The organism is Leucobacter tardus (assembly GCF_017583045.1).
GTDB classification, from domain to species: domain Bacteria; phylum Actinomycetota; class Actinomycetes; order Actinomycetales; family Microbacteriaceae; genus Leucobacter; species Leucobacter tardus.
In genome coordinates, this window is the sequence record NZ_JAGFBF010000004.1 from 302,850 (window position 1) to 315,548 (window position 12,699).

A 12,699-nucleotide genomic window follows, 5' to 3' on the forward strand; every position below is an offset into this window, starting at 1 on the left:
CGGGTACGCGGCAGAGACGCATGGACAGCACACGAGGAGCATCAGTGACCCGCACGATCAAGCTTGCAGTGATTCCTGGCGACGGAATCGGACCCGAGGTGATCGCGGAGGCGAATCGGGTGCTCGATGCGGTGCTCGACGGCAGCGATGTCGCGCTGGAGCGCACGGAGTTCAAGCTCGGTGCCGACCGTTTCCTCGAGACGGGGGAGACGCTGCCCGAGATCGAGCAGGCGGCCATCGCCGAGCACGACGCGATCCTGTTCGGCGCGGTGGGCGGCGTGCCTGGCGATCCGCGGTTGGCCGGCGCGAACATCGAGCGCGGGCTTCTGCTGAAACTCCGCTTCGACTTCGATCACTACGCGAACGTGCGGCCGTGCACGCTGTTCCCTGGCGTGGAGTCCACACTTCGTGAGCCGGGCACGGTCGACTTCGTCGTCGTGCGCGAGGGGACGGAGGGGCCGTACGCGGGCAACGGTGGCCGACTGCGTTCCGGAACGATGGCCGAGGTCGCGACGGAAGTCTCGGTGAACACGGCGCTCGGGATCGAGCGGGTCGTGCGGTACGCGTTCGAGACGGCGCAGCACCGCGAACGTCGCAAGCTGACGTGGGTGCACAAGACGAACGTTCTGGTGCATTCGGGGGCGACATGGCAGCGCATCGTGGAGGCGGTCGCCGTCGAGTACCCGGAGATCGCGGTGGACTACCTGCACGTCGATGCGGCGACGATCGCGATGGTGCAGGATCCGGGTCGTTTCGATGTCATCGTGACTGATAATCTGTTTGGCGATATCCTCACGGACCTGGCCGGCGCTATCGGCGGCGGCATCGGGCTCGCGGCGTCAGGGAACATCAATCCCGACGGAGCGTTCCCGAGCATGTTCGAGCCCGTACACGGTTCTGCTCCCGACATCGCGGGGAAGCAGCAGGCGGACCCGACAGCGGCGATTCTCTCGGCCGCGATCATGCTCGATCACCTCTCACTCACCGCTGCAGCGGAACGAGTGCGCGATGCCGTCAGGGCCGATCTGGCCGGACGCGGCGCCGAACGGCGGTCCACCGCCGAGATCGGGGACCGCATCATCGCCCACCTGTCCGTCGGAAGCGACCGGGATTCCCGGAACGACTAGGAAGCACGACACATGACCGATCTCGCCTTCACCCGCACCGAAGCCACGCGCCTGCCCACCGAGGATCGGGAGCGAATCCTCGCCGACCCCGGTTTCGGCACGCATTTCACCGATCACATGGTCTCGATCACGTGGACGGAGGACGCCGGATGGCACGATGCCGAGGTGCTGCCCTACGGACCGCTGCAGATCGATCCCGCCTCGTCCGTGCTCCACTACGGCCAGGAGATCTTCGAGGGGCTGAAGGCCTACCGGCGTCCTGACGGCTCGATCGTCACGTTCCGCCCTGAGGGCAACGCCCAGCGGCTGAACGATTCGGCGCGGCGCCTCGCCCTGCCCGAGCTGCCGCAGGGGCTCTTCGTGCGCGCCGTGCAAGAACTCGTCGCGATCGATGCCGACTGGGTGCCGACGGCCGCGGACCAGAGCCTCTACCTGCGACCCTTCATGATCGCGGACGAGGTGTTCCTCGGCGTGCGCTCGGCGCGCCGGGCGCGGTTCCTCGTCATCGCGAGCCCGGCGGGCCCGTACTTCACCGGCGGTGTGAAGCCGGTGGCGATCTGGCTCTCGGAGCACTGGGCCCGGGCGGGACACGGCGGAACCGGTGCGGCGAAGTGCGGCGGCAACTACGCGGCGTCGCTGCTGCCGCAGAACGAGGCCGCGGAGCACGGCTGCGCGCAGGTGCTCTTCACCGATGCGGAGACCGACGACACGATCGATGAGCTCGGCGGGATGAACCTCTTCCTGGTCCGTTCGGACGGCACGCTGGTCACGCCCGAACTGAACGGCAACATCCTCGCGGGCATCACCCGGAAGAGCCTCATCGAACTCGCGCAGGATCGCGGCCACGCGGTCGAGGAGCGTCCCGTGACCGTCTCCGAGTGGCGCGAAGGCGTCGCTCAGGGCACGATCACCGAGGCGTTCGCGTGCGGCACCGCTGCCGTCATCACGCCGATCGGGCAGCTGCGCACCGCCGACGGGCGAGACATCGACTTCGGTGATCGCGCGCCGGGCTCGCTCACCATGTCGCTGCGCGAAGAGCTCACCGGCATCCAGTTCGGGATCCGGCCCGATCGTTTCGGCTGGCTGACCGAGATCGTTCCAGCACTCGAGGGGAGCCCCGCACGATGAAGGTCGCACGATTCCAGTTCGACGACGAGATCTCATACGGCGTCCTGGACGCCGCAGAAGACGGCGACGGTGTCGAGATCGTCGAACTCACCGGTGATCCGATGATGGCCGGGTACGAGACGACCGGCCGTCGCCTCCCGCTCGAGCAGGTGCGTCTGCTCGCTCCCGTGATTCCGCGATCCAAGGTCGTGTGCGTCGGCAAGAACTACGCCGACCACGTCGCCGAGATGGCGGGTGAGACGGGCGATGGCACCGCGCCGCCCGAGCCGTTGCTCTTCCTGAAACCCAACACGTCGATCATCGGACCCGACGAGCCGATCGTGCGGCCCGAGATCTCCGAGCGCGTCGAGTTCGAGGGGGAGCTCGCCGTGGTGATGGGCGCGGTGACGAAGAACGTGTCCGAGGAGGAGGCGCTCAGTCGCGTCTTCGGGTTCACCTGCGCCAACGACGTGACGGCCCGCGACCTGCAGCTGACGGATGGCCAGTGGGCGAGGGCAAAGGGGTTCGACACGTTCTGCCCGCTGGGGCCGGTCATCGAGACGGATCTCGACCTCGAGGACGTGGAGCTCGCGACGCGGGTGAACGGCGAGGAGAAACAGCGCACGTCGACCGCGCTGTTCATCCACGACATTCCGAAGATCATCGCGCACGCGTCGCAGGCGTTCACGCTGCTTCCGGGTGACGTGATCCTCACCGGTACGCCGTCGGGCGTCGGTCGGCTCGCGGCCGGCGACTCCGTCGAGGTGGAGGTCGAAGGCGTCGGGATCCTGAGGAACCCGGTCCGCTAGCCGACCCAGGTTCCGCGCCGCCGGCGTGAGAGAATGTCCGGGTGGATCCCTCGAGACTGAATCACCCGGACAGCGACCGCGGCGAGCGGAGCGGCGAAGCGCCGCGCCTCATCAAGACGCGTCCGTCGGCGGGGAAGACGCGACCGCAGGTGCGTCCGAAGACCGAGGGCTGGCAGCAGATCACCAACCCCGACGGGCGTCCGACACTGCAGTTCGCGTCGCCGCGCGTGAAGCAGCCGGCCACCCACCTGGCCGACCTCACCCTCGCCGAGCGCGAGACGAAGGTGGCCGAGCTGGGGCTGCCGAAGTTCCGTGCGCGGCAGATTTCCAAGCACTACTTCGAGCACCACACCACCGATCCCGAAGCGATGACCGATCTGCCGAAGGATCGGCGTGCCGAGATCGCGGACGCGTTCTTCCCGCCGCTGCTGTCCGAGGTGAAGCGCCTCGTCACCGATGACGGCGCGACGATCAAGTTCCTGTGGCGCTTGTTCGACGGTGCGCTCGTGGAGTCGGTGCTGATGCGCTACCCCGGTCGCATCACGCTCTGCGTGTCGAGCCAGTGCGGCTGCGGCATGAACTGCCCGTTCTGTGCGACCGGGCAGGCGGGGTTGACGCGCAACATGTCGACGGCAGAGATCCTCGATCAGGTCGTGCAGGCGAACCGGGTGATCGCCGAAGGCGGTCTCGGGCACGCGCGGTCGGCCGGCAACGGGGCGGAGCCCGAGCGCGTGAACAACATCGTCTTCATGGGCATGGGTGAGCCGCTCGCCAATTACAAGCGCGTGATGAACGCCGTGCATCGCATGATCGACCCGGCGCCCGAGGGGCTCGGGATGTCGGCGCGCGGCATCACGATCTCGACGGTGGGGTTGGCGCCGGCGATTCGCAAGCTCGCCGACGAAGACATCCCGATCACGTTCGCGCTGTCGCTGCACGCGCCCGACGACGAGTTGCGCAACGACCTGATCCCGGTCAACAGCCGGTGGAAGGTCGACGAGGTCATCGATGCGGCGTACCACTACTACGAGAAGACCGGGAGGCGCGTGTCGATCGAGTACGCGCTCATCAAAGACATGAACGACCATGCGTGGCGTGCCGATCTGCTCGCGCAGCGACTCAATGAGCGCGGGCGCGGCTGGGTGCACGTGAACCCGATCCCGTTGAACCCGACGCCCGGGTCGATCTGGACCTCGTCGACGCGCGAGGTCACCCGCGAGTTCGTGGATCGCCTGAACGCGGCCGGGGTGCCGACGACGCTGCGCGACACTCGCGGTAAAGAGATCGATGGCGCCTGCGGGCAGCTGGTGGCAACGGAAGAAGATCGACGCGAAGCCGAGGCCTACGCCGAGGTCCACTAGGTCTCAGCCCGACGCGATCCGATCAGCGGCGAACCGCTCGAGCGAGCATGTCGACGTCGTCGCGGGTGTTCCACAGATGGAAGGCGACGCGGGCGTTCCCGGCGCGCCCTGATGCCACGATGCCGTGCGCGCGCATCTCGGCCAGGTCCGCGCCCGAGGGGTCGGCCCAGGTGAGAATGGCCGAGTCGCAGCGCTCCAGGCCGAGCGCATCGCTCGCGGCGTGCGAGAGCTCGAGTGCGTGCGCGTGGGCGGCACGAGGATCGAAGCCCGCGAAGAGGCGCAGTGCCGGTTCGGCTCCGGCGACGGCCTGCCAGGCGGGGGAGACGTCGAAGCGCCCCGCACCCGCGGCCAGCGGGGTGTGCCCGGCGTAGCACGATGACCAGACGTCGTCCGCCGAATACCACCCGGCGGCGAGCGGGGTGAGTCGATCCTCGAGGCCGGCTCGGACCGTCATGAAGGCGACGCCGCGCGGGGCACAGAGCCACTTGTAGGCGTGGCACACCGTGAAGTCGAAGGCGGCTGCACCGATCGGGAGCCAGCCGAGCGACTGCGTGAGATCCGCAAGCGTCAGCGCGCCGACCTTCGTGGCGGCGGCGCAGATCGCCTCGGTATCGGCGACGGCTCCGGTGGCGGACTGCACCACGGAGAAGGCGACCAGCGCGGTCTGCGGCCCGATCGCGTCGGCGAGTCCCTCGAGCGGAGCGTACCTGACCCGCACGCCGCGAGCCCTGAGCTGTTCGAAGGGGTGGGTCAGCGATGCGAAGTCCTGTGCGACGCAGAGCACCTCGGCACCATCGGGAACTGCGGTGGCGACGATGGAGACGAGCTGCGACGCCTGAGATCCGGTCGCCACGCGATCGACGTCGACTCCGGCGATGGTGGCGAAGTGCGCCCGGCAGCGTTCGAGTTGGGCGCCGGCCTCGCTCGCGTCGAGACGCCCGGACGCCCAGGTGTCGATCCCGGCGCGCATCGCGGCCACCGTCTCTCGCGTCGGCAGACCTGCGGTGCACGCGGCAAGGTAGCCGGGAACGCGGTCGAAGGCGGAAGCAGGGGTCGTCGGAGCGAGCGTCGAGGTGGTGGACATGCGGCCAGACTAGGGGAGCCGACCGCATAACTGAAGAGAATGCTTGTGATGATTTACTTCATGTGTGCTTATAATGTGCGCATGAGCGCGCAACGACAGGCCGATCCTCTGGGCTCCATCGACTCGACCGAACTCCGCATACTCTACGCCCTCGACACGACGGGCTCCCTGACCGCAGCGGCGGCGTCGCTCGGTCTCAGCCAGCCCGCGGTGAGCCAGCGCATCAAGCGCGTCGAGACCCGTCTGGCGGTCCCGCTCATCGAGCGCAACGGGCGCGGTATCCGATTGACTCCTGCCGGCCGCATCCTCGCCGATCACGGGCGCACAGTCGTCACCGAGATCGATGCCGCGCTCGCCGCGATCGACGACCTTCGCGGGGAGCGAGCCGGCACACTGCGTCTCGTGGGCTTTCCCTCCGCCTCGGCGACGATCGTCCCGGCGATGATGCGCGCGCTCACGGCCGAGGCGCCCGAGGTGTCGCTGCAGTACCGCGAGGCCGAGCCGCCGGCCGCGGTCTCGCTGCTCCGCGACGGCGAGGTCGACTGCGCGCTGGTCTTCGATTACGCAGGTGCTGCCGAGCTTCCGGCCGGCAGCGTCTTCACGCCGCTGTGGCGGGAGGAGGTGCGCCTCGTGGTCTCCGAGGATCGGGTGGAGAGCGGGGCTCCGGCGCTCGACCTCTCGGACTACGCCGAGGAGCACTGGATCGCCGGGTGCGAGAAGTGCCGCGGACACCTGCTCACGGCGGCCAAGGAGCACGGCTTCGAGCCCGACATCATCCAGGAGACGGACAACGTGCCGGCGATGCTCGCCATGGCTGCCGCGGGCGGGGCCGTCGCGATGGTCCCGGGCCTGGCACTCGCCGCCGCGAGGACGCTTCCCGACGACGCGGTGGCTCTGCCGCTCGCGCCCGCTCGCTATCGCACCATCGGACTCGTCTCGATGGCGACGGCCAACGAGAGTCCTCAGGTGCGCCTCGCGAAGCGCCTGCTGCACGCGGTCGAGGGGGAGCGCTGGGGTCTGGAGCACGCGGCGTGACCACGACGCACGCCGCGACTGAGATTCGTGAGCGGGAACAGCGCAGAATCGTCTGGGTGCTCGCGCTGGCGACGGTGCTGGGCGGTCTCGGCGTCGGCGCGTCGCTGTCGGCGGGTGCACTGCTCATCGTCGACATCACGGGCGCCGAATCGCTTTCCGGATTCGGTTCCACCATGAACGCCCTGGGAGCGGCGATCGCGGGCATTCCGCTCGCGCGCCTCGCGGCGAAGCGCGGTCGTCGTGTCGCGCTCACCACGGGGAGCGCGATCGCCGTGATCGGGGCGATCGTCATCATCGTCGCCTCGGCCACGCGCACTCCGGTCGCCCTCTTCCTCGGCCTTGCCGTGCTCGGGGTCGCCGTCGCCGTGCAGTTGCAGTCACGGTTCGCCGCGACCGATCTCGCCGTACCCTCGCGACGTGCCAGAGACCTCTCGCTCGTGGTCTGGTCGATTACGATCGGTGCCGTCACCGGACCGAACCTGATCGGACCGGGGGAACGGATCGGCGAGCTCCTCGGAATCCCGCCGCTCGCCGGTATCTTCGTCTTCACGGTGCTGGCCCAAGCCGTGGCCGGACTCGTCGTCTGGTTCGGGCTGCGGCCCGATCCGTTGCTGCGCGCGCGAGCCGTCGCTGCCGAGCCGGCGCCGTCCGGCACGAACCCGACCGCGGATCCCGCCGCCGGAATCCGAGCGACGTCCGCGGCACCGCAGTTCCTCGCGATCGCGATCGTCGCGCTCGGGCACGCTGTCATGGTCGCGCTGATGGCGATGACTCCGCTGCACCTCACCCACCATGGCGGAAGCGTGACGCTGGTCGGGTTCACCATCAGCCTGCACATCGCCGGTATGTACGCGCTCTCGCCGGTCTTCGGTGTGCTCACCAGCAGAGTCGGCCCGCTCCCGGTGGCCTTCGGGGGGTTCGCGGTGCTCGGCCTGGCAGCGCTCGGCACCGGCTTCGGCGGCGCCACGGTCTGGATCATTCAGGCCGCCCTCGTCCTGCTGGGCGTCGGCTGGAGCATGGTGACCATCGCCGGTGCATCCCTACTGACGTCGTTGGCTCCCATCGATGTGCGCCCGAAGCGACAGGGCCAGTCGGACACCCTGATGAACGCTGCAGGAGCCGCCATCGGGGCCGCGTCCGGAGTGGTGTTCGCCTTCGGAGGCTTCCCGCTCCTCTCGATCGTCGCAGGGATCCTCATCGCGCTGGGCGCGCTCGCCGCGGTGCGGCTCACGGTCGCAGCGCAGCGATAGACTGAGAGTGATGTCAGAGCCAACGATTCCCCAGTTCTCCACCGCGACCGGCAGCGATGTTCGAGTGCGGTTCTGCCCGTCGCCGACCGGCACGCCGCACGTCGGCATGGTCCGTACGGCGCTGTTCAACTGGGCGTACGCCCGGCACGTCGGCGGAACCTTCGTGTTCCGGATCGAGGACACCGACGCGGCGCGCGACAGCGAAGAGAGCTACGGGCAGATCATCGATTCCCTGCGGTGGCTCGGACTCGACTGGGATGAGGGGATCTCGACCGATGGGGCGTCCGAGGGTGGCCCGCACGCCCCGTACCGTCAGTCGGAGCGCGGGGACATCTACCGCGGAATCATCGACCGGCTCGTCGCCGAGGGGTACCTCTACGAGAGCTATTCGACGGCTGAGGAGATCGACGCCCGCAACGAGGCGGCCGGCCGGCCCAAGCAGCTCGGGTACGACAACTTCGACCGCGGACTGACCGACGAGCAGCGTGCCGCGTTCCGCGATGAGGGGCGCCTCCCCGCCCTCCGCTTCCGGGTGCCCGACATGGACCTCTCCTTCACCGACCTGGTCCGGGGCGACATCACCTTCCCCGCCGGTTCCACGATCGACTTCGTGGTCGTTCGGCCGAACGGTGCGCCGCTGTACACGCTCGTGAACCCCGTCGACGACGCCCTCATGGGGATCACGCACGTGCTCCGCGGTGAGGATCTGCTGTCGTCGACCCCGCGCCAGGTCGCTCTGCACCATGCGCTCGTGCAGATCGGGGTGTCCCCGGCGATCCCGCGTTTCGGGCACCTGCCCTACGTCATGGGGGAGGGCAACAAGAAGCTCTCGAAGCGCGATCCCGAGTCGAACCTGCTGCATCACCGCGATCGCGGGTTCATTCCGGAAGGGCTGCTGAACTACCTCTCGCTCCTCGGGTGGTCGATCTCGGCCGACCGCGATGTGTTCAGCCGCGACGAGATGATCGCCGCGTTCGACATCGCCGACGTCAATCCGAACCCGGCCCGCTTCGATCAGAAGAAGGCCGATGCGATCAACGCCGATCACATCAGGCTGCTCACCGCCGACGATTTCGAGGCGCGTATTCTGCCGTACCTCATCGCCGGCGGAGCACTTCCGGTGGAGCCGACCGGCGGGCAGCTCGAGACCGTGCATCGGGCCGTGCCGCTCGTGCAGAGCCGGATCACCGTGCTCAGCGAAGTCGTCGGCATGCTCGGTTTTCTGTTCGTCTCATCGGACGCGGTGGCGTACGATCCCGATGCACTCGCGTCGTTGAAGGGTGACGCCTCGGCGGTGCTGACGGCCGGTGAGGAGGCGCTGACCGCCGTGCCCGAGACCGAGTGGGAGACGGAGCGCATCCAGGCAGCGCTCCAGGTCGCGCTCATCGACGAGCTCGGACTGAAACCGCGACTCGCATACGGCCCCCTCCGCGTCGCAGCTTCGGGGCGCCGGGTCTCACCGCCGCTCTTCGAGTCGTTCGAATTGCTCGGGCGTGACGAGACGCTCGCGCGACTCGCGCGGTTGCGCGCGCACCTGGGCCAGCCACAGGAGGGATGATCCGCATGACCGCTGATGCACAGTTGCCGATCGGCGTCGCCATCATCGGCGGAGGGCCCGCTGGGCTCTCGGCCGGACTGCAGCTGGTTCGAGCGAATCGCCGGATCGCGATTCTCGACAGCAACCGGCCGAGGCACTCGGCGACGCTGCAGTCGCACGGATTCCTGACTCGGGACGGCACGCCGCCGCTCGAACTGCGCAAGATCGGTCGGGAAGAGTTCGAGGCCTACCCGACGGCGACCTTCGCACAGGCGATGACGCGCGAAATCACACCGCTGAGCGAAGCCGAAGCGCTCGCGGTGGGCTTTCCCGACGGGATCGGCTTCCGCGTGCGCGGCACCGGGATCCGCGGCGCAGCAGACGTCGAGTTCATCTCGCGTCGCGTGCTCGTCGCGGCCGGTCTGACGGAGGAGCTGCCGGCACTCCCGACCATCCGCGCCTACTATGGCACGGCGCTGCACAGCTGCGTCGAATGCGACGGGTTCGAGAAGACCGACAAGCCGCTCGTCCTCATCGGAGAGACGAGCGACCTGTTCGCCCGCGCACTGCTCATCAGTCGATTCAGCTCCGATCTCATCGTGTTCACGAACGGTGCCGACACGGTGCGCCCCGAGCAGGAGGAGCAGCTCGCGCGCATCGGCGTGCACGTCGAGCGCCGCGCCATCGATGACGTGGTGGGGGAGCGCGCCGGGATGACCGGCGTGCGCCTCGTCGACGGAACGGTGATCCCCCGTGTGGGCGGTTTCATCCGTCCGCGTTGGCATGCGCCGGTCGAGTTTCTCGGCGCGCAATCGGTGGAACGCGACGATTGGGGTTTGATCCGCGTCAGCGACCAGGGGGAGACTTCGACCAGAGGGGTGTACGCGGTCGGCGACATCGTGCCTCCCGGCCCGCAGCAGCTCATCATCGCCGCGGGTAACGGCGCACGGGTCGCCGCGCGCCTGAACATGGACATGATTCGCGGAGCGCTCGGAGTCGGTCAGATCGATGCCTGACCCGTCGGGTCAGCACGTCGCGCGCATCGGTTCCCGCTCTGCGGCCATCGCGGCGACGTTCGTGGGCGTGCTCCTCATCCCGAACGTCGTCGCGGTGCAGCTCATCGCCTTCGGGCGGCACGACGCACGATTCTCACGGCGTCCGCGCTGTCGCTGCTGACGTCGCTGACGATGTGGGTGACGTTGCTCGTGCTGGCAGCGTCGGGCAGGAGAACCAAGAAGCGTTCGAGGCGGTCCTCGAATTCGTGCCTCGTATCATGGCGGCGAGTCTCGGCGGGTTCCTGGTCGGTCAGCTCACGAGCGCGGGGGCTGGATCGCCTGCGACGCTCGTTCTCCGGCAGATTCTTGCGCGCCCGACTGATCGCCTCGACCGTCGCCGGTCAACTCGCGGGTACGGACGTGTTCTGCACCTCCGCGTTCTTCGGAGTGCTCGAGGGGGACTTCAACGGGTACATGGCGCTCGGGTACGCGATCAAGTGCCGCGCCGAGGTCGTCCTGCTGCCGCTGACGACGCGGGTGATCGCGCGCGTCCGGCGCGCCGAAGCCGGTCAGACAGAGGAACCGGACGCGGCGCGAGCCGCCGCGCGTGCGAACTCGGGGCCGTACAGTCGGCCGAGTACGGTCTCTCGCAGTTCCGCGAAGGTTCCGTCGATGATGCTGGCGCGAATCTGATCGACCAACCGCACGATGAAGCGCTCGTTGTGGATGGTCGCGAGCGTCGAGGCGAGCATCTCCTTCGCCTTGAACAGGTGGTGCAGGTACGCTGCCGTCGTGTTCTGGCAGGTGTAGCAATCGCATTCCGGGTCGATCGGCTCGAACCGGCGGCGATGTTTCGCCGCCTTGGCGTTGATCCGTCCACCGCTCGAGTACAGGGTGGCACCGCGAGCCTGACGCGACGGAGCGACGCAGTCGAAGGTGTCCGCCCCGGCGGCAATACTGGCGAAGAGATCATCCGGTTCCGAGATGCCGAGCAGATGCCGTGGCTTGGTCTCGGGCAGCTCGTCGGTGACCCACCCGACGATCGTGCTCAACTCGGTCTTCTCGAGTGCTCCGCCGATGCCGAATCCGTCGAACTGCTGATCGTGATGGGTGTCTCCGGTCATCTCGGCGAGCTCGCGCGCAGCCCGTCGACGGAGATCCTCGTACTGGGCGCCCTGCACCACGCCGAAGAGCGCTTGGTACGGCCGATGCTGTCGAGCGGCGGTCTGGAAAGCGTGCTCGTCGAGGCACCGCACCGCCCATCGGGAGGTCCGCGCCACCGAGTCTTCCTGGTACGGACGGGTGTTCAACAGCGTGGTGCACTCGTCGAACGCGAACATGATGTCGGCGCCGAGACGGTGCTGAATCTGCATCGAGATCTCGGGGGTGAATCGGTGACGGTCGCCGTTGATGAAGGACTTGAAGGTGACGCCGTCTTCGTCGACCTGCGCGAGGCGATCCTTGGTCTTCGCGATGACCTCGGCGTCGACGTACGCCTGCTCCGACATCGAGATGACCTTCTTGAATCCCACGCCCAACGACATGACCTGGAACCCGCCGGAATCGGTGAAGGTCGGACCGTCCCAGTTCATGAACCGTCCGAGACCTCCCGCCTCATCGACGATGTCGCTCCCGGGCTGCAGGAACAGGTGGTAGGCGTTCGCCAGCACGGCTTGGCCGCCGAGCTGTGTCACGGTTTCGGGGAGCATCGCCTTGACGGTCGCTTTCGTGCCGACCGGGATGAACGCGGGGGTCTGGATCTCACCGTGCGGCGTGCGGATGACCCCGGCACGCCCGAGGGCCTGATCCGCGGAGCCGCGGGCACCACCGCTCTCCAGACGCTCCTCCACCTCGAAACCGAAGTCTTCGGGGGTGGGAGGCGAAACATGGGCGGCGGGTGAGCGCGTGGGATCTGACACGACATCTATTCAAGCAGGAAGCACCCGAGAACCCGAGATCCGCGGTTTGGTGCGGAGACACGCCCGGGGTGCGGGCGGTGTTTGCTGTGGGGAGCACGGTCCGCGTAATGTATTCCCTTGTCAGCGAGACGGAGTGAGACACGGAAGTGATTCCCTCGGAATCGCGAGCGGGACCTTCGGGTACATCCGCGGTCACGGCTTGAGAGTCGTGTGCGTGGGGGTGTATAGTGGAGATCCGCTTCTGCTCTCCGGGTCGAGGGCTTCACTTCAGGGTGAGGAACTTTTGGCCTGCCGGTCTGCGTATCGGTGTGATGAGCTGCGAATGAGATTTGCGGCTGGTGAGAGAGTCTGGTAAGCTTGACAAGTTGCCTATCGGATGCCCTGGTGAGGGGTTACGGTGGGTGTCTGGTCCTTGAGAACTCAATAGTGTGCACTTGATTGTCAAATGCCAATTTATTATCCCCGGCATCGATCA

Annotated in this window: 11 protein-coding genes and 1 pseudogene; 10 read left to right on the plus strand and 2 right to left on the minus strand. The window is 67.8% G+C overall.

Going from position 1 to position 12,699, the window contains the following annotated elements:
* Window positions 1–44 precede the first annotated feature (44 nt).
* The 4 genes from J4H85_RS06990 to rlmN are packed head-to-tail and all read left to right on the plus strand — an operon-like array spanning window position 45 to window position 4,404.
* Entirely contained in the window at window positions 45–1,127 is a 1,083-nt protein-coding gene (locus J4H85_RS06990; protein WP_208238170.1) for a 3-isopropylmalate dehydrogenase, read from the plus strand.
* A gap of 12 nt (window positions 1,128–1,139) precedes the next feature.
* Window positions 1,140–2,255, plus strand: a complete 1,116-nt coding sequence (locus J4H85_RS06995; protein ID WP_208238172.1) for a branched-chain amino acid aminotransferase — start codon at window positions 1,140–1,142, stop codon at window positions 2,253–2,255.
* The gene (locus J4H85_RS07000) at window positions 2,252–3,043 is read left to right on the plus strand and encodes a fumarylacetoacetate hydrolase family protein (protein WP_208238174.1); all 792 of its coding nucleotides are present in this window, start codon (window positions 2,252–2,254) and stop codon (window positions 3,041–3,043) included. Before J4H85_RS06995 ends, J4H85_RS07000 begins: the two co-directional genes overlap by 4 nt.
* A gap of 41 nt (window positions 3,044–3,084) precedes the next feature.
* On the plus strand, window positions 3,085–4,404 hold the full coding sequence (rlmN, locus tag J4H85_RS07005; protein WP_208238176.1) for a dual-specificity RNA methyltransferase RlmN: 1,320 nt from the start codon (window positions 3,085–3,087) through the stop codon (window positions 4,402–4,404).
* Between the two features lie 22 nt (window positions 4,405–4,426).
* Here the strand turns inward: rlmN and J4H85_RS07010 are convergent, their stop codons facing one another.
* Complete coding sequence (locus J4H85_RS07010) at window positions 4,427–5,488, minus strand: aminotransferase class V-fold PLP-dependent enzyme (protein ID WP_208238178.1); 1,062 nt, start codon at window positions 5,486–5,488, stop codon at window positions 4,427–4,429.
* An 81-nt stretch (window positions 5,489–5,569) separates the two neighbouring features.
* On the opposite strand from J4H85_RS07010, the gene J4H85_RS07015 reads away from it, so the two are divergent.
* From J4H85_RS07015 to J4H85_RS14345, 6 genes and pseudogenes are all read left to right on the plus strand, one after another.
* Window positions 5,570–6,523, plus strand: a complete 954-nt coding sequence (locus J4H85_RS07015) for a LysR family transcriptional regulator (protein ID WP_208238180.1) — start codon at window positions 5,570–5,572, stop codon at window positions 6,521–6,523.
* Window positions 6,520–7,773, plus strand: a complete 1,254-nt coding sequence (locus J4H85_RS07020; RefSeq protein ID WP_208238183.1) for an MFS transporter — start codon at window positions 6,520–6,522, stop codon at window positions 7,771–7,773. The genes J4H85_RS07015 and J4H85_RS07020 overlap by 4 nt, the downstream gene beginning before the upstream one ends.
* A 10-nt stretch (window positions 7,774–7,783) precedes the next feature.
* Window positions 7,784–9,331 (plus strand): glutamate--tRNA ligase, encoded by a 1,548-nt coding sequence (gene gltX, locus J4H85_RS07025; RefSeq protein ID WP_208238185.1) that lies wholly within the window; start codon window positions 7,784–7,786, stop codon window positions 9,329–9,331.
* A 5-nt stretch (window positions 9,332–9,336) separates the two neighbouring features.
* Window positions 9,337–10,326 carry an NAD(P)/FAD-dependent oxidoreductase gene (locus J4H85_RS07030; protein WP_208238187.1) on the plus strand — a complete coding sequence of 330 codons (990 nt, stop codon included), beginning with the start codon at window positions 9,337–9,339 and terminating at the stop codon, window positions 10,324–10,326.
* A complete protein-coding gene (locus J4H85_RS07035; protein ID WP_208238189.1) occupies window positions 10,319–10,486 on the plus strand; it encodes a hypothetical protein in 168 nt (55 codons plus the stop codon). Before J4H85_RS07030 ends, J4H85_RS07035 begins: the two co-directional genes overlap by 8 nt.
* Window positions 10,487–10,497: 11 nt before the next feature.
* Window positions 10,498–10,779 (plus strand): annotated as a pseudogene (locus tag J4H85_RS14345) (hypothetical protein); the annotation flags it as partial.
* A gap of 95 nt (window positions 10,780–10,874) precedes the next feature.
* Here the strand turns inward: J4H85_RS14345 and tgt are convergent.
* Window positions 10,875–12,224, minus strand: a complete 1,350-nt coding sequence (gene tgt / locus J4H85_RS07045) for a tRNA guanosine(34) transglycosylase Tgt (protein WP_307863483.1) — start codon at window positions 12,222–12,224, stop codon at window positions 10,875–10,877.
* Window positions 12,225–12,699 lie beyond the last annotated feature (475 nt).